This is a genomic window from Nostoc sp. (assembly GCF_036919575.1).
GTDB lineage: Bacteria > Cyanobacteriota > Cyanobacteriia > Cyanobacteriales > Nostocaceae > Nostoc.
In genome coordinates this window covers 1-16,896 of sequence record NZ_JBALBY010000064.1, presented here as the reverse complement: position 1 = coordinate 16,896, position 16,896 = coordinate 1, and the positions used below count along the sequence as shown (strand labels likewise).

The 16,896-nt window shown below is 41.9% G+C and carries 18 protein-coding genes, 1 tRNA gene, 1 rRNA gene and 2 pseudogenes; 13 read left to right on the top strand and 9 right to left on the bottom strand.

The window, feature by feature from the left end:
• Positions 1–74: 74 nt before the first annotated feature.
• Entirely contained in the window at positions 75–548 is a 474-nt protein-coding gene (locus tag V7K27_RS17440) for a hypothetical protein (protein WP_334949316.1), read from the bottom strand.
• Positions 549–1,052: 504 nt separating this feature from the next.
• Here V7K27_RS17440 and V7K27_RS17435 point away from each other — a divergent pair.
• Both V7K27_RS17435 and V7K27_RS17430 read left to right on the top strand, forming a co-directional pair.
• Entirely contained in the window at positions 1,053–2,357 is a 1,305-nt protein-coding gene (locus V7K27_RS17435) for a dihydrolipoamide acetyltransferase family protein (RefSeq protein ID WP_334949314.1), read from the top strand.
• A gap of 208 nt (positions 2,358–2,565) precedes the next feature.
• Positions 2,566–3,432 carry an Rpn family recombination-promoting nuclease/putative transposase gene (locus tag V7K27_RS17430; protein ID WP_334949312.1) on the top strand — a complete coding sequence of 289 codons (867 nt, stop codon included), beginning with the start codon at positions 2,566–2,568 and terminating at the stop codon, positions 3,430–3,432.
• Positions 3,433–3,440: 8 nt separating this feature from the next.
• Here the strand turns inward: V7K27_RS17430 and V7K27_RS17425 are convergent, their stop codons facing one another.
• The 3 genes from V7K27_RS17425 to V7K27_RS17415 all read right to left on the bottom strand — a co-directional run bounded on the left by V7K27_RS17425 (position 3,441) and on the right by V7K27_RS17415 (position 5,960).
• Positions 3,441–3,608, bottom strand: coding sequence for a hypothetical protein (locus V7K27_RS17425; protein WP_334949310.1), 168 nt, complete (start codon positions 3,606–3,608; stop codon positions 3,441–3,443).
• Between the two features lie 201 nt (positions 3,609–3,809).
• On the bottom strand, positions 3,810–4,691 hold the full coding sequence (locus tag V7K27_RS17420; RefSeq protein ID WP_334949308.1) for an ATP-grasp domain-containing protein: 882 nt from the start codon (positions 4,689–4,691) through the stop codon (positions 3,810–3,812).
• 87 nt (positions 4,692–4,778) lie between these two features.
• Positions 4,779–5,960: an RtcB family protein gene (locus V7K27_RS17415; protein WP_334949306.1), complete on the bottom strand. Its 1,182-nt coding sequence runs from the start codon at positions 5,958–5,960 to the stop codon at positions 4,779–4,781.
• Positions 5,961–6,255: 295 nt separating this feature from the next.
• Here V7K27_RS17415 and V7K27_RS36510 point away from each other — a divergent pair.
• From V7K27_RS36510 to V7K27_RS17395, 5 genes and pseudogenes are all read left to right on the top strand, one after another.
• Positions 6,256–6,480: pseudogene (locus V7K27_RS36510) on the top strand (methyltransferase type 11); the annotation flags it as partial.
• The gene (locus tag V7K27_RS17410) at positions 6,477–7,205 is read left to right on the top strand and encodes an HAD family hydrolase (RefSeq protein ID WP_334949304.1); all 729 of its coding nucleotides are present in this window, start codon (positions 6,477–6,479) and stop codon (positions 7,203–7,205) included. The pseudogene V7K27_RS36510 and the gene V7K27_RS17410, both read left to right, overlap by 4 nt.
• 65 nt (positions 7,206–7,270) lie before the next feature.
• Positions 7,271–7,343, top strand: a tRNA-Ala gene (locus V7K27_RS17405).
• 289 nt (positions 7,344–7,632) lie between these two features.
• Complete coding sequence (locus tag V7K27_RS17400; RefSeq protein ID WP_334949302.1) at positions 7,633–7,785, top strand: hypothetical protein; 153 nt, start codon at positions 7,633–7,635, stop codon at positions 7,783–7,785.
• Between the two features lie 21 nt (positions 7,786–7,806).
• Positions 7,807–8,886 carry a PDDEXK nuclease domain-containing protein gene (locus V7K27_RS17395; protein WP_334949300.1) on the top strand — a complete coding sequence of 360 codons (1,080 nt, stop codon included), beginning with the start codon at positions 7,807–7,809 and terminating at the stop codon, positions 8,884–8,886.
• A 16-nt stretch (positions 8,887–8,902) separates the two neighbouring features.
• Here V7K27_RS17395 and V7K27_RS17390 read toward each other — a convergent pair whose 3' ends face one another.
• From V7K27_RS17390 to V7K27_RS17380, 3 genes are all read right to left on the bottom strand, one after another.
• Complete coding sequence (locus V7K27_RS17390; protein ID WP_334949298.1) at positions 8,903–9,607, bottom strand: prolyl oligopeptidase family serine peptidase; 705 nt, start codon at positions 9,605–9,607, stop codon at positions 8,903–8,905.
• Positions 9,608–9,832: 225 nt separating this feature from the next.
• Positions 9,833–10,165, bottom strand: coding sequence for a hypothetical protein (locus V7K27_RS17385; RefSeq protein ID WP_334949296.1), 333 nt, complete (start codon positions 10,163–10,165; stop codon positions 9,833–9,835).
• A gap of 221 nt (positions 10,166–10,386) precedes the next feature.
• Complete coding sequence (locus V7K27_RS17380) at positions 10,387–10,593, bottom strand: metal ABC transporter solute-binding protein, Zn/Mn family (RefSeq protein ID WP_442947623.1); 207 nt, start codon at positions 10,591–10,593, stop codon at positions 10,387–10,389.
• A 192-nt stretch (positions 10,594–10,785) separates the two neighbouring features.
• Here V7K27_RS17380 and V7K27_RS17375 point away from each other — a divergent pair.
• From V7K27_RS17375 to V7K27_RS17355, 5 genes and pseudogenes are all read left to right on the top strand, one after another.
• A pseudogene (locus V7K27_RS17375) lies at positions 10,786–10,983 on the top strand (metal ABC transporter permease); the annotation flags it as partial.
• Positions 10,984–11,038: 55 nt separating this feature from the next.
• Positions 11,039–11,608, top strand: coding sequence for a Rieske 2Fe-2S domain-containing protein (locus V7K27_RS17370; protein WP_334949294.1), 570 nt, complete (start codon positions 11,039–11,041; stop codon positions 11,606–11,608).
• A gap of 137 nt (positions 11,609–11,745) precedes the next feature.
• Positions 11,746–12,531 (top strand): HAD family hydrolase, encoded by a 786-nt coding sequence (locus V7K27_RS17365; RefSeq protein WP_334949292.1) that lies wholly within the window; start codon positions 11,746–11,748, stop codon positions 12,529–12,531.
• 392 nt (positions 12,532–12,923) lie between these two features.
• Complete coding sequence (locus tag V7K27_RS17360) at positions 12,924–14,099, top strand: DNA double-strand break repair nuclease NurA (RefSeq protein WP_334949290.1); 1,176 nt, start codon at positions 12,924–12,926, stop codon at positions 14,097–14,099.
• 69 nt (positions 14,100–14,168) lie between these two features.
• The gene (locus V7K27_RS17355; RefSeq protein WP_334949288.1) at positions 14,169–14,756 is read left to right on the top strand and encodes a Uma2 family endonuclease; all 588 of its coding nucleotides are present in this window, start codon (positions 14,169–14,171) and stop codon (positions 14,754–14,756) included.
• Between the two features lie 488 nt (positions 14,757–15,244).
• Here V7K27_RS17355 and V7K27_RS17350 read toward each other — a convergent pair whose 3' ends face one another.
• Both V7K27_RS17350 and nadC read right to left on the bottom strand, forming a co-directional pair.
• A complete protein-coding gene (locus V7K27_RS17350) occupies positions 15,245–15,511 on the bottom strand; it encodes a hypothetical protein (protein WP_334949286.1) in 267 nt (88 codons plus the stop codon).
• A 135-nt stretch (positions 15,512–15,646) separates the two neighbouring features.
• Positions 15,647–16,513, bottom strand: a complete 867-nt coding sequence (gene nadC / locus V7K27_RS17345; RefSeq protein WP_334949284.1) for a carboxylating nicotinate-nucleotide diphosphorylase — start codon at positions 16,511–16,513, stop codon at positions 15,647–15,649.
• A 308-nt stretch (positions 16,514–16,821) separates the two neighbouring features.
• Here nadC and V7K27_RS17340 point away from each other — a divergent pair.
• Positions 16,822–16,896: ribosomal RNA gene (locus tag V7K27_RS17340) — 16S ribosomal RNA — on the top strand; the annotation flags it as partial.

The following is a 16,896-nucleotide window of genomic DNA, read 5'->3' as shown; positions in this document are numbered from 1 at the left end:
TCCTAACTAACTCCTCACTCCTAACTAACTCCTCACTCCTCACTAACTCCTCACTCCTCACTCCTAACTCCTAACTAAGTCTTCACTCCAGCCCAAACAATTTGCCAGACTGGAGGAGAGCTAATAAAAAGCGATCGCCCAAAGGTGGTCATCTCAATTCGATATTTAACTGTACTAACTGAATCATCACCCCGCTTAATTTCCGTAATCATCACAAAAGCCTGATTTCGTTGCGGATAAGTTACCTCTACCTTTCGCGTTCCTCCCACTGATCCGATGTCGTCAAAGGCATTCAGGGCGAGGGTAGCAGGATCACTACCTTGGAGAGATGAGTTGATCTTTTCTAGAGGTATAGTTTTATAATCGAAACGATCTGAGTATGCCACAACCTCTTGAGACTGATGTATTGCTGTCACCTGCTGGGTTTGCCCATCACTAGTCTCAACAATCGGTGCCGATGGCTGGCGCTGGATAATATAAACTCCGGTGCCAGCAGTGGCAAAGATACCTAATATCACAATCAAAAAGAATTTCAACTTTGCCGACATAAAAGTAAACAGGAATTTCAAATAGGTTTATTACCAATTTTGAATTCTAGATTGAACTGCATCCCATATCCTCTATCTGTGAGAAGCTCCTGTATCTTAAGCAGTGGTTATGAGGAAATAAATAGCAATCCTATTTAATCTGTGAGAAACTCGTGGTGGTTTTTGCAAGTCAACAACTAAAACGAAATCGAGATATTGGCTAACCATTGAGGATAGCTCTGTATTATAGACCTCTAAGTTATATTTAGGTTCCTAAAGTCAAAAGTCATTCAATTTTAGATTTTGAATTTTGGATTTTGGATTGAAGGAGAAATCTAAAATCGGCAGAGTTAGGAGTTAGGAGTTAGGAACTTTCCGCCATCTCCCCCATCTCCCCACTCCCCACTCCCCACTCCCCACTCCCCCAACCTAAAATATAAACAGTCCAAAACTCCCCCACCAAGATACAATTCAATCTGACAAAAGCTGTTAAAGTCCATAAACCATTGATTCCCAAACCACCCTATGAGCATTCACGAAGTATTTATGCCGGCGCTGAGTTCTACCATGACGGAAGGCAAAATCGTTTCCTGGGTGAAATCGCCAGGTGACAAGGTGGAAAAAGGCGAAACAGTGGTGGTTGTAGAGTCAGATAAGGCAGATATGGATGTAGAAACCTTTTATGAGGGATTTCTGGCTCATATCATAGTTGAAGCTGGTGAAACTGCCCCGGTAGGATCTGCGATCGCCTTCATCGCCGAAACGGAAGCTGAAATTGAACAGGCGAAATCTCTGGCCAATTCCGGCGGCGGGGCTGCTAGTGCTATCTCTTCCCCTGAACCAATTGCCGCCAGCACAGCCTCAGCCGCAACACCTGCCTTAGCGTCTCAAAACGGCTCTAACCACAAAGAAGGAAGGCTTGTAGCTTCACCCCGTGCCCGCAAATTAGCTAAAGAACTTAAAGTTGATTTAACTACTCTCCAAGGCAGTGGCCCCCACGGTCGCATTGTCGCCGAAGATGTCGAAGCATTGTCCAATCAGGGCAAACAACCCGCCCCTGCCCCAGTTGCCCCAGCAGCACCCGTACCAATCAGCGCCCCAGTTGCACCCCCAGCACCTCGGACACCAGCACCCGCAACCGTGGTAGCGGCTGTTCCTGGTCAAATCGTGCCTCTAACTACCTTCCAAAATGCCGTAGTGCGGAATATGGTAGCTACCATATCTGTACCCGTCTTCCGTGTTGGTTATACAATTACCACCGATGGATTAGACAAACTTTATAAACAAATTAAATCCAAAGGCGTGACAATGACAGCGCTACTGGCGAAAGCTGTAGCGGTGACGTTGCAAAAACACCCATTGTTAAATGCTAGCTACTCAGAGCAGGGTATTGTTTATCATTCTGATATCAACATTTCCGTAGCAGTAGCGATGGATGATGGCGGATTGATTACGCCTGTGCTGCAAAATGCCGACGCAGTGGATATATATTCTCTATCGCGTACTTGGAAATCTTTGGTAGAACGTGCGAGGGCAAAACAATTACAGCCCCAAGAGTACAACAGTGGTACTTTTACCCTGTCAAATTTGGGGATGTTTGGTGTAGATAAATTTGATGCGATTTTGCCGCCTGGACAAGGTTCAATTTTAGCGATCGGGGCATCGCGATCGCAAGTGGTAGCAACACCCGACGGTTTATTTGGCGTGCGGCAACAAATGCAAGTCAATATTACTTCCGACCACCGGATTATTTACGGTGCCCATGCTGCGGCGTTCTTGCAAGATTTAGCGAAATTGATTGAGACGAATCCTCAATCTTTGACAATGTAATTTTTAAAAGACGTCAAATTTAAATGTTAGCGCTATCAGCGAACAGCAGTTTTTCGTAGAGTAGCGCTAACAATAAACAATCCCTAATACCAATTCAAAATTCAAAATTAAGAAAGCCAGATTTCATATGGGTTTCCAGGTTTGTATCTGCTACATTTTGTTCAAATTGGTATAAGCTTAAATTTTTTTTGTCCAAACTGATATCAAAGTGACATACGACAACACCCTGAAATATTTAGTTGAGCAATATCCAGAAGATTTTATCCGCTACTTACTCGCATCTGAGACAAGGGATATCCAGATTCTCAAAACAGAATTAAATCAAGAACCAATTCGTGCCGACTCAGTAACCTTTTTGCAAACTGCCAATCAAATACTGCATTTAGAGTTTCAAACCTTACCAGCATCGACACCACCCTTGCCACTGCGGATGTTGGATTATTGGGTGCGGCTATATCGACAATACAATTGCGATATCGAGCAGGTAGTGATTTTCCTTAAACCCACAACTTCAGAAGCTGTATTTGTAAATGAATTTACTACCCGCAATACTACCCACCGTTACCGCGTCATCCGAATTTGGGAACAAGATCCAGAACCGTTAATGTTATCTCCTGGTTTATTACCTCTGGCAACTTTGGCGCGAACAGATTCTCCTCAAAGCTTACTTCAACAGGTGGCAGTTCAGGTGAGTATGATTGAAGAAGCAGCCACCAAGCAAAGTATCTCGGTATGTACCCAACTTCTAGCAGGGTTAGTATTCGAGCCGGAACTCATTCGTCAGTTTTTGAGGAGAGAAGATATGAGAGAATCTACCATTTATCAAGAAATTCTCCAAGAAGGACTTCAAGAAGGGAGAGAACAAGGCATTGAACAAGGTATTGAACAAGGAAGACAATCAGAACTGAGGCTAGTGATGCGTTTATTAACTCGTCGGCTTGGTTCAATTAATTCTCAGTTACAATCTCGGTTGCAAGAGTTGTCCCTGGCTCAGTTAGAGGATTTGGGTGAAGTATTACTAGATTTTGCCAGTGAAGCTGATTTAATGAATTGGCTAAATACAATAGAAAGTTAGAGTTTGCCCTAAACCTTTCGACCAGTTACAAAAAAAGTCAGATTTTCATACCAAACTCCTTGCTCTGTTGCTTCTGCTTCATTTTTTTGACGATACTCTGCTTTTAATTCTGCCATTTGCTCTGATGAAACATCTAACAAGGGATTTTTTCTAGGATGAAACCATCCTCCATTCAATTCTCTAGCTTATTGAGGAGATGGACTGCTAGAGCAATAGCAACTGATTCACCATATAGTTTACCAGATGGACATCCGGCTTCAAGCTCTGCTTTGAGTGCCATTCCCAGATGAAGAATTTGCCGATCGCAGACTCGGCGCTGTGGGATAATTTCAATAGGGCGACGCCGAATAGCCCGTCGTAGACATCGCTCCCAATGATCAGCGTATATCTTTTAACTTATTCCATAACTCAAGTGCAGGAATGTGACTCAGACCAGCAAATTGTGCATCGGCTGTTTCTATCACTATCCATTCTCCACTTTCTAATTGCCCGATATCAATTGCTATATAAGGAACACCAAGGCGTTCAGAGGCTAGGACTGCCAACTTTAATACTTGCGTCTCTTCTTGTTTTGATAACTTGCTCAAGTCATCTTGCCCATCCCAATAATATCCATATTTTAGAATTCGCTGATTATAAATAAAGCATCTAAATTCTCTTCCCATTGGAAAGCGATTTGGAGCTAGGCGTTTATGCCACAACTTTACTAATTTTCTAACAATAACTCTACCTCGTGAACCCGATTTAAATTTTAATAACGATTCTGTCAGTCTGACTAATTCCTCCTGATTATTCGCTACACAAGACCCCCATCCTTGCATTTTTTTAGATTGAACTGCGCCTTTGACAAACAGAGGAAATCCCAATAATTCACTAGCCTCAATACATTCGTTTGTTGAGGTAATTACTAAACTCTCAGGTGTCAATCCTTTTAAGTGAGGGTAAAATAGGTCAAACTCTAGTGCTGTCTGGTGTTCTAAAGGAGTATTAAGTAGTTTTATGCCCTTAGCCAAGGCTGCATGATATATGGCTTTGTAACGATCAAACTCAGGAATATATCCTATCCAGATACCAGCAGTTGCTTGAGGATAGTTAGGAATGTGCCATAGAGCATTTTCTGCTGTACCACACCGTTCAAAATCTCGCGGGATATAGTAGACTCTACACCCTAATAATTGGGCAGCCTCACTCATTAACTTATTTTCGCTAGCGCTGGCAGATGCCTCTATTTGTTCAGTTGATTCACTTAAAACAATCATTTATTCCTCAGCGTACCTTTGCGCTTACCTCAGTATGCCTCTGCGTTTAAAAAATAAAAAAGGCGGGCATTACCCACCCTAACTAATTTATCCTTTCACACAAAGAACTTGCTTAAGTGTTGCTACAACTCCAACCAAATCCGCTTGATTTTCCATAACTTGTTCTATCGGCTTATAGGCACCAGGAATTTCATCTAACACACCCTCATCTTTGCGACATTCTACGCCATTTGTTTGCTCTATCAAATCATCAAGTGTGTAGACATTTTTCGCCTTATTTCTTGACATTAAACGCCCTGCACCGTGGGAACAAGAACAGAAGCTGTGGGCATTACCTTTACCCTTAACGATGAAAGATTTTGCCCCCATCGAACCAGGAATAATCCCATAATCTTCAATCTGGGCGCGGACTGCACCCTTACGAGTAACATATACATCCTCGTCAAAATGCACTTCTTTTTCGGCGTAATTGTGATGACAATTAACCTGCAATAAAGGTTTAGTTGCCTTCCCACCTACCAGATGCTTCTCGACAATATGCTTAAAACGCGCCATCATCACATCGCGGTTGACACGCGCATAGTTTTGTGACCATTGCAAATCGTGCCAGTATGCTTGGAATTCTGGCGTACCAGCGACAAAGTGAGCCAAATCAGGGTCAGGCAATTTATTACCTGCCATCTTTGCTAATTCTCTAGCTGTATGAATATGACACTGGGCTAGTTTATTGCCGATGTTCCGCGAACCAGAATGCAACATTAGCCAAACTTGATTCTCTGTATCAAGACACACTTCAATAAAATGGTTTCCTCCACCGAGAGAACCCATCTGTTTCATCGCTTTAGTTTGTAGGTCTTGCACGCCGCGATGCAAGTCTTTAAAATCATCCCAGTGTTGCCAGTTGGTGACAGATTTTTCAACGTCTTTGTTTTCGTTAAATCCAGTAGGAATTGCTGCTTCAATATCCAAGCGAATTTTCTTCAGTTTACCTTCTAGTTGTTCGGCGGTAAATGCTGTTTTGATAGCGCTCATCCCGCAACCAATATCCACGCCGACAGCAGCTGGTATAATTGCCTCTTTGGTCGCAATTACAGAACCCACTAAGGCACCTTTTCCTAAGTGAACATCTGGCATCAAGGCTATGTGCTTAAACACAAATGGTAGCGATGCCATATTCTTTGCCATCTTGGTTTCTTCTGACCCCAAACAGTGATTTGCCCAAGATAAGACGGGTGTTGGTGTGGTAATTTCTAACTTTTCGTAGGGCATAATCTTTTCTATTTTGGATTTTAGATTTTAGATTTCGGATTTGGTATATGACATTGATAATTATCACTATGGTTTATAAACCATTACCTAGTTAGTTGTAGCAATTTAAATGTTGTATTGTCTTTCATTTGGCTGACTCAATTTTCGTAAAGCTGAAGAACTACTTTTAGGAGTAATTTCTTTATACTACAACTGTAACAAAATAAGTTACAAGCGTCAAGCCGATGGTCACGGCAATCAGGTATGATTATCAGAACTACTAATCAGGGTGTCGTTGCCTAAGCTCGCGTCAAGTGAGTATGCTGCTGGTAGCGTGGAAGCGAAGATGGATGCAGTCGGATTTGAAGCTGTGCGATGTCTACGACGGGCGTAGCTGCCGCAAGATATATGATGGATAAATCAGGTAACTAGCGGCGTTAAACCGATTACAACCGAAAATGTTCGCCAGTATGCTCCCACATCAATAGATAATAATGATTTGGAGGGACTTAGATCTCCAGTATTTGGCATAATCGCATGAGTTTAAAGGCAGTTCTCTTTGATTTTAATGGTGTGATCATTAACGATGAGCCAATCCACCTGCAACTGATAGATGAGATTCTCATTGAAGAAAATCTCCAACCCCAACGGGTTGATGAGCGTCAAGCTTCTCTTGGACGCAGCGATCGCGCTTGTTTTCAGCAATTACTCGCTAATCGTGGTAGAGTCGCTAACGAAAGCTATTTAACTCAGTTGCTGTACCGGAAAGCACAAGCCTATACGGTGGAACTAGAGAAAATAGAGAAACTGCCTTTATATCCAGGTGTAGAAGACTTAATATTTCAGGTGCGATCGCGCCAGATAAAAATCGGCTTAGTCAGTGGCGCTATTCGCAAAGAAATCGAATTGGTACTCCATCGAGCTAAACTAGCCCAACATTTTAAAATTATCGTCGCAGGTGATGACATCACCACCAGTAAACCAGAACCCGATGGTTATTTATTGGCAGTGAAACGCCTGAATAAAGAATATCCTGAATTGAATCTTCAACCACAAGAGTGTTTGGCAATTGAAGATACTCCAGCAGGTATCGAAGCGGCGAAGCGATCGCAAATGCAAGTTGTTGGGGTAGCGAATACATACCCATTTCACATGCTCCAGCGCTGCTGTAACTGGACTGTTGATTATCTCAGTGATTTGGAACTCGAACGGGTGCAGAAGATTTATTCCCAAAAACAGCCTCAGCAATCGCTAACTGAATGTTAGAATATTTTATGGTGATAGTGTATTGAGTTAATGAGTGATATTACTCTTGACTTGGCATCGATTAAGGGGAATTAGCTCAGTTGGTAGAGTGCTGCGATCGCACCGCAGAGGCCATCGGTTCAAATCCGTTATTCTCCATCTGTCGTACAGAGCTTGAATACCTAAACCTGTCCTAACTGTCTTAAGGCTGTCCTAATAATATTTGATGGTTGAGACAGACACTACTGTAGTAAATAAGTATATCTAGATACCAAGTAGTAACCCAAGATAACATCCTGGGTTGTGATTATCACAACAGGCGATCGTTAATGGCATCTACTGGTTTACCACAGCACAGACAACCTTGAGTAGGTTTAGGGAAGGCTTTGAATCTGCTGTAATCTCTACAAACTCCATATCAAAGGCAACTCACAGCCTTCTTTTGCCGATGCTGGATTGTTGTATTGCGATCGCTTTCTGGGTAAACTGGAAATTTCCCTTCCCGCCGCAGCCTTTCAGCACGGAAACCATTATTTCGGACTCGCTGCTGAGTGTATCCTTAGTTTGGTTAGCAAAATTTTGCGTGATGCTGGCAGTATAGAAGTAGCGTTAATTCTTTTTTATGCCTAGAGACGATAAATCCGAAGCTTCAGGAAGGGGCGCATCTGCGATCGTTGGTTATGAAGATTTTTTAACTGAACTAAAAAGCCGAATTTCTAGCGCTCAATTACGGGCGGCAGTTGCAGTCAATAAAGAATTAGTATTACTGTACTGGCAAATTGGGCGAGATATTCTGAATCGCCAACAGCAGCAGGGTTGGGGAGCAAAAGTTATCAATCGTCTGGCGGCTGATTTGCAGAAAGCTTTTCCTGAGATGAAGGGCTTTTCGCTTCGCAACCTTAAGTATATGCGGGCATTTGCCGAAGCTTATCCAGATGAGGAATTAGTGCAACAGGTTGTTGCACTAATTCCTTGGGGTCATAATGTCCGTATATTGGATACCATTAAAGACCAAACAGAACGCTTGTGGTACGTACAACAGACAATCCAGTATGGGTGGAGTCGAAATGTTTTAGTTCACCAAATTGAAAGTAAGTTGTATCACCGTCAGGGTAAAGCAACCACCAACTTTAACCGTACTCTACCTCAACCACAATCAGAATTAGCACAGCAATTGTTGAAAGACCCTTACAGTTTTGATTTTCTCAATTTAGGGGAAGATTTTGTAGAACGTGATTTGGAACGTGCTTTAATCAACCACATCCGCGATTTTTTAATCGAGTTAGGAGTTGGTTTTGCTTTTGTTGGTAGTCAGTATCATCTTGAAGTTGGCGGGGAAGATTTTTATATTGATTTGTTGTTTTACCACTTGCGTTTACGCTGCTATATAGTGATTGATCTGAAACTTGAAAAGTTCAAGCCAGAGTTTTCTGGCAAGATGAATTTCTATGTTAGTGCAGTAGATGATTTATTGAGACACCCAGATGATCAGCCTACGATTGGGATGATTTTGTGCAAAAGCAAAAATAAGGTAATTGCCGAATACTCTCTGCGGGATATGCATAAGCCGATTGGTGTTTCGGCATATCAGCTAAAAGATACTTTACCGGAACCGTTGCAAGGAAATTTACCAACGATTGAGCAGTTAGAAGCTGAGTTGGAAACGGTGTCTATTGATATAGAAATACCAGATAAATTGTAAATATCATTCGACAAATTTAACCCGCAATCGGCTGCCGCCGATGCTGTAAAAACCACTTATAAAGTTCTGGATTATTGTATGTCTGCGTCCACGAGTCGTGTTCGGCTTCTAGGTAAACTGTAAATTTTACATTCCCGTCGCGGGCTTTGAGTGCAGAAACCATGATTTCAGACTCCTTTAAGGGAACGACATTATCTTTGGCTCCGTGAAATGCCCACACAGGAAGATTTTTCAACTTACGTGCTGCTTGTGGATTACCACCGCCACAGATAGGCGCGATCGCAGCAAATCTTTGGGGCTGTGCTGCTGCTAAATGCCATGTTCCGTAACCACCCATACTTAAGCCAGTCAGGTAAACCCGATCTGGATCAACATAGGATGCGTAAGCACTTTGGGGGGAGTCAAGAGACATCGCCTCATCTAGAAGGACACTCAATCGTTCTATATTCCAATATTCACCGCGCGGACATTGAGGAGAAATCACAATGAAGGGAAAGTCTGGCTGTTGTTCAACAATTTTGGCAACACCCTGCTTTTTCACATTATCTAAGTCAGAACCTCTCTCACCCGCACCATGTAAAAACAGGATTGTTGGCAAAAGTGGCTGTTGTATTTCATTGCGATCGCCTCCGGGGGGGCGTAGTCCATCGGGTAAGAATAGCAGGTAGTTGTAGCTATCAGTAGAAGTAACTTGCTGTTGTGTTGAGGGCATAATGTTCATAACTATTGTTAGTTCAACGTCTGCGAACAGCTATTGTATAACTTGGTCGCTGTGTTGCTTCTCGTTGACTCTTAACTAACCTTGTGACATTTGCCATTACTGTTCATCCTGGAAGAATTTCCAGATTTTGATTGCGTCATTAATAGACTAACTTGACCAAATAAGACAGATACGGGGACGCAAAGAAAGAACCCTGTATCCCCGTGTCTTTTCAATGAAAAACTACTACCAAATTCGATTTCCATTTTCGTCAACTCGTGCTTGCCGAATTACGTCGGAAATCTCTTCAGCATCTTTAACGTGGTGGAGTGCCTTCTTTTCGCCGTTGGGTTCATCCACAACGAAGTAAGTCGGGACTGTGATTCTGTCTCCTGTAATGTCTGGTACATCATCAACAGCTAGCTGCTGACCCTTCTCTTCAACTGATTGAGATTCATCAGCAATTCTATCTCCCGGATTCGCTGTTAAGTTTCTTTCTTTGACGTTTGGTTCTTCGCGTAAATCTGTATCTTCGCTCACTGGTTGATTAATTTGATTTTCTTGATTATTCTCAGTCATGGTTTTTTCAGGTATTAAACAATGTAGCTTTACCAATAACACTATAGAAAATCGAAGATATAAAGAGTTCTTTCTCTGGAGAGACTTTCAGAATAGATTTGAGCGAAACACCTCTGAGGTTAGATATTTGATCGGATGAATTTACTTCTTTAGTTGAAATGACATATATTTCCCCCCAATGCTTCTACAATGCTGCGGGTATTCGCTTCGATCATTTTGATTTAGGAATCCTCATCACTTCCCTTTGCACCAATTGAATCAGAGTAAAGTTGATTTGGTGCTAATTTCACCCCTGATTTTTGAGCAACAGTTTTAATTAAAGCTGGGTTAATTGCAGTTTCGGAAAAAATTGCGGAAACGCCGATATTTTTAATTGACTCAACCAATCTATCGACTGTTTGAGCGCTTGGTTGTTCTTCGGTACTCATCCCAATTAAATAATTCGTAATTCGTAATTAAGTTTTGTAACTCTTATTTAGACCCCGACCCAAAACTTGCGCGATTTTGAACCGGGGGACTTAAACTCAGGGTAATCTGTTAAAGTAGTTTGCCAGTCAATCGGCTGATCTTTGGACTTATGGTGCTAAGAGGAGGTTTAAAAAGTCACAAAATATACTAGAAACCTCGCTTACATTCCTCTCCCCGAAACGGTAATTGGGGTATTTTCTAGTATTAGCGGTATGTACCTCAACTACTTTTATAACTTGCCCTCTGGGACTGCGATCGTTTTAGTAGTATCGGGATTGTTTGTGTTGGCGTTACCACCTAGTCTTAAATACGGGATTTTTACCGCTAAGTATCTTAAAACTAAAGGATAATCCTAATGCGATCGCGTCGTAGTATGATATTAAACATTTCTTGGTAAATTAAGTCATGAAAGAACATTCTTCTATTAATGACAAAATTCCAGCGAGGATAAAAACCCGCCGGGATTTCTTAACCTACATGCTAGGTACTACAGTTGCATCAGTAGCGATCGGATATCTATTTCCCAAAGTCAGCCAAAGTCGTGAAATAGACCTAGAAACCCTTTGCTCACTGTATCCAAAGAATTCACGCTGTCAAAATTATCTTCCAGGTTCTGTGGCACTGACTAAAGACCACAAGGAAATTCAGGCTAATGCACTATTGGCAACTGCAAAGCCCGGAATTCCGATTTTTGTCCAAGGTTTGCCAGATCGTAGCGTTGATTATCTGATCATTCAAGACGGGCCACAGATTGCTGAGTACGCTATCAATCCAATTTGCACTCATTTAGGATGTACAGTTGAGTGGAATCTTGAGAAGAATCACTTTATTTGCCCTTGTCATGGGTCTGAATACGATTCTCAGGGTCGAGTCGTTCATGGCCCAGCTAAACGTTCTCTGCCACTAATCACTGTAGTAGTCAAGCAAAACCAAATTCGTTTAGTTGATCACAAACCTGCTGTAGATCCTCGTTAACCTACCAATATCAAATCAGATTGGCAATGCCTCCATACTTTTTGAGCAAGTTATAAATTATAAAAGACTAATAAAAATTACTGCATGATTTGAATTTGTCAGGTAAGCTGACAAGAGCAGTTTTAATCCTCAAAACAATGACCGCAAGTAGTCCCACGATTTTAGCCCTGGACTTTGATGGAGTGATTTGCGACGGACTAATTGAATATTTTGAGGTAGCATGGCTCACCTACTGTGAAATTTGGTCGCCTGTTAACCACACACCACCAGATGATTTAGCTTTGAGATTCTATCGCCTGCGACCTGTAATTGAAACAGGTTGGGAAATGCCCATTTTAATCAAAGCTTTGGTAGATGGAATTCCTGATGAAAAAATTCTTCATGAATGGCCAAGCATCGCCCCGAAACTTTTGTTAAATGACAAGCTACAAGCAAGAGAAATTGGTGCAAAACTAGATAACCAACGGGATGAATGGATTACCACCGATTTAGAAGGTTGGCTAAGTCTGCATAGATTTTATCCGGGTGTAATAGAAAAAATAAAATTAACTCTTGACAGTGGAGTTAAGCTATACATTGTGACAACTAAAGAAGGGCGTTTTATACAGCAGTTGTTGCAACAACAAGGAGTGAATTTACCCGCAGCAGCAATTTTTGGGAAAGAAGTCAAGCGTTCTAAATACGAAATTCTGCGAGAATTAAAGCAGGCAGAAACAGACAAGCCAGTTAGTCTATGGTTTGTAGAAGATAGACTCACGACATTGCACTTAGTTCAACAGCAAATAGACCTTGAAGATGTGAAACTGTTCCTTGCAGACTGGGGCTATAATACTCAAGCAGAACGTGAAGATGCCCAAAATGATCGGCGGATTCAGTTGTTATCACTGTCTCAATTTGCCAAAGATTTCTCAAGTTGGCTTTAATATACAGTAGATTTCAAGGAAGGTGAAGTACACAACGATTCGTCTCAAAGCCTGTTTTACTTCTGAATTATGATGCCTCGGCGGAGCAATCCCAAGCTCCGCTTCTGAATTCTGCTGTATTAAACCTGTTGCAATAATCTCTTGATGCCTTCACCCTAAAGGGGCTTGTCATTGCCCAGATGTTTGAAACAGTCAAATTGTTGCCCTTAGCGATATCCTGCCCGGAACTTCAGTTCCGGGCTAATAGCCCAAGTCCACTCAAGTGGACTGAAATCAACGAAGTAGAATATTTATAAAGATGTACGTAAATAACAAGGATTAGAAATCAGAGCTTCCGTCCTGACATTTCAATGAAATAATAACTCATAACTCTTCACTCTTGACTTACCTTTATGCTTGACCTGACAAAACTGGCGCGACAAATGCAGGGTTTAAGTCAGCATCTTACCTTAGAAGCTGTTGCCAGTCGGCAGCGTTTAGAATTGGCGCAACAACATCTCAAAAATGCTTACGAGTGTCAACAAGATTTAATCGATCGCCAGGAAAAATGGCGCGATCGCATTCTCTTTGCTAATGCTACCCCAATTGAACCACTAGAAACCTGCATTGATATCCCAGTTCCTCCAAAAATTCATACTGTCATCGCTACCGATGGTTCCCAAATTGCCCCCAACCATCACGAAATTGCTTACTGTTATCTCCTGAATATCGGCAGAGTAGTCTTACACTACGGACAAAATCGCCATCCGCTACTTGATAGTTTGCCAGAGGTATTTTACCGCCCGGAAGATTTATATATGTCTCGGCAGTGGGGAATTAGAACCGAGGAATGGATGAGTTTTCGCCGCACTGCATCAGAAACAACAGTGTTAGCAGAACTTGCGTGTGCGACGAAGGGGGAAGCGCCAGCACTAGCGATGGTAGATGGTTCATTAATTTACTGGTTTTTAGAACAATTGCCGATGGATGCACGCGATCGCATTTTACCCCCCATCCTCGAAGCTTGGCAGCAGATGCGTGATGCTGAAATTCCCCTGATGGGCTATCTCAGCGCCTCTCGCAGCATCGAAACAATGAACTTTTTACGGTTGTTAGCTTGTCCCCATCCAGCGCCAGACTGTAAAAGTCATTGCCCAAATCAGCTAGAAAAAGTACCTTGTAAAATTTTTGAACAGTTGCGAGATACTTCCGTTTGGGCAACCCGACTCAAACCAGGACAACGCAGTACCTTGTGGCGCAGTAATTCCCCCATTCTCGAACTATACGGAGATCAAACCATTTACTTTTGCTACGTCCATGTTGGTACTGAAATCGCCCGAATCGAAGTTCCGGCATGGGTAGCGGATAATGCAACCATGCTAGACCAAGCATTGGGACTAATGCTAGCACAAGTACAAAAAGGATATGGCTACCCTGTAGCGATCGCCGAAGCCCATAATCAAGCAGTAGTAAAAGGTGGCGATAGAGCGCGTTTCTTCGCCCTCCTCGAACAACAAATGATTAAAGCTGGTTTGAAAAATGTCGGAACTTCCTACAAAGAAGCGAGAAAGCGGGGCAGTATTGCTTAAATCAGGAAATAATGAAGATTGCTCTCTTCAATTTTAAATTTTGAATTTTGAATTGTCAAAGAGGTTTTTATGCAAACACAGACAGGAAAACGCTATTACACCCGTGAAGAATATTTAGCACTAGAAGAAGCAGCCGAATCCAAAAGTGAATACCGAGATGGAGAAATAGTGCCAACGGCAGGGGGTACAACTAATCATAAACATATCATCGTTAATTTAGTTGCTCATTTAAAATTTGCTTTGAGAGGGCAAAATTATAATTTATTTACTAGCGATGTGCGTTTGTGGACACCAGGCTACAGAAGATACACATATCCAGATATTATGGCGATCGCGGGAGAACCAGTGTATGAAAGTGACAGCACTACCACTGTTACAAATCCGTTAATAATTATTGAGGTTTTGTCAAAATCAACCAGAAGTTATGACGAATCAGATAAGTTTCGTTGTTATCGTTCAATTCCTGAATTTAAAGAATATATCCTAATCGACCAATACAAATTTTACGTTGAGCAATTTGCTAAAAACTCAGATGGTAAATGGGTATTAACTGAATATGAATCACTCGATGCATTGTTAACACTGGCTTCTCTAAATTTCCAAATTTCATTCACTGATATTTATGAAATGGTAAATTTTCAGATGAGCAAGGACTGAACCATCAAGTCTAGACTTCAGCGATCGCTTTTTTCTCGCTCTTCTTATTTCACATCGCAGTCTAACAAAAATTAGCCGTTAACCTACTGTTTGTGTAAGTACCCGTAACAGCACAAATTATCGATGGCAGAAAACAGAATGAAAGCTAGGGTGATTGTCCTTAGTTGCTGTCTTAACTTTTTACTCATTGATCAAGCCACATTCCTTTAAATTAGTTACAGAATAGTACGCTGCATATCGCTTCGTTTTACCCAAGATACCTAACTTAAAAGTTGCATCAATATAGCAGTTCTTGGCTGAGTGCAGTACAGTTTTCACCTCTCTACTACAAGGAGAGAGGCTTTGAATCTTACTCCCCTTCCCTTGTAGGGAAGGGGTTGGGGGTTAGGTCTGTATTGGACTCAACTGCAAACCGCTATACTATCTTCTAATCTCTTGAAATATGTAAAAAATTAGGGTAAGCAGTGTTCATCACAATAATTCAAAGTCTAGGATTGACATTCTCGACTTTTGATATGTTTATATACTTTATATCCTTCATAAGTCAGTAATGCTCCTGCTGCTACAATCCCACCCACTGGTACAGTAATTGGAGCAGCCATGATTGTTGTAGCAGCTGTTGTAAAGCCTAACCAACCTGCAATACCACCAGCAGATGTAGTAGTAGTAACAACTACAGGTACTGTAGCAACGGTAATTGACCCTAATGAATAACCTGCAAATGTCGTCATCCCTGCAATTAATTCGTCTTTCATTTTATATTTTTCTGTAGGTAACTTTTTTTACATTATATGACAACATTCTTCTAAGTAGCAATAGTAAAATTTACGTAAATTTTTCCTATGTAATTTTTCCTATGTATTTATAAACTTTTACTGATATTTTGACAATTAAAGTACAATCCTCATACTCAAATCCAACCACTTCGACTGAGTAATTGGCGCACTGCTAGAAATATAATCCACACCTGTCTCTGCAACACCGCGAATCGTTTCCAAAGTCACATTCCCCGAAGCTTCAACTTTCACCCGGCTATCCTTCAGCCGAATCAACTGCACCGCCTGACACATCATATCCAAAGGCATATTATCCAACATAATAATGTCAGCGTTATGCTTCAAAGCTTCTTTCACCTGCTCTAAACTTTCCGTCTCTACCTCTATTGTCAACGGATAAGGAATCTGAGAACGAATACGGATAACTGCTTCTCCAATTCCTCCAGCCGCCGCAATGTGATTATCCTTAATCATCACCGCATCATCCAACCCCATGCGGTGATTAATCGCCCCACCCACCGCAGTCGCGTACTTTTCCAACAGTCTCAGCCCAGGTGTCGTTTTACGCGTATCCACCAACTGAGCAGGTAAATCAGCAATTTTCTCTACATATATATTAGTCAACGTCGCAATCCCACTCAACCGCATAGCCAAGTTAAGCGCCACCCGTTCCCCCATCAGCAGCGCATCCAGCGAACCATGAACTTCAGCTACAACCTGTCCCGGCTCACACCATACACCTTCAGCCGCAACCGCCACAAAGCTGACTTTTTCATTCAATATCTGAAACACCCTAGCTGCAACTGGTAAGCCAGCAATTATCCCTGAAGCTTTAGCGATCCATTTAGCCGAGCCAAGCGTCACATCTTCTACTAATAGCGTATTTGTTGTGCGATCGCCCCTGCCAATATCCTCCAACAACCAGCCACGCAATAGTGGATCTAAAACCAGCCAAGGCGGCAAAACACCAGACTTCCTCACAACCTTATTGCTTCCTTAGTGACTTCCAGGAATACTATAGCCTAAAACCCTTACTATCTAAGGCTTTGATGGAGAATCGAAAACAGTCCAAAAATATTTTTGGAAAAATAGTTGACAAGATAAAAGAGGTTCGCTATATTGAATAAGTGCCTGAAGCGGAGCGCGAAAGAGCGACGCCAAAAGGACACCGAACCTTGAAAATATTATAGTTTGAAAGCGATTATACAGCAAGTGTTTTGCGTCAAGCAAATAAAGAAAACTAAGCTGAAGTTGTAAAAGAGCAGCTATAGAGCTAAAACAAACAAACCAAAACGGAGAGTTTGATCCTGGCTCAGGATGAACGCTGGCGGTATGCTTAACACATGCAAGTCGAACGAAACCTT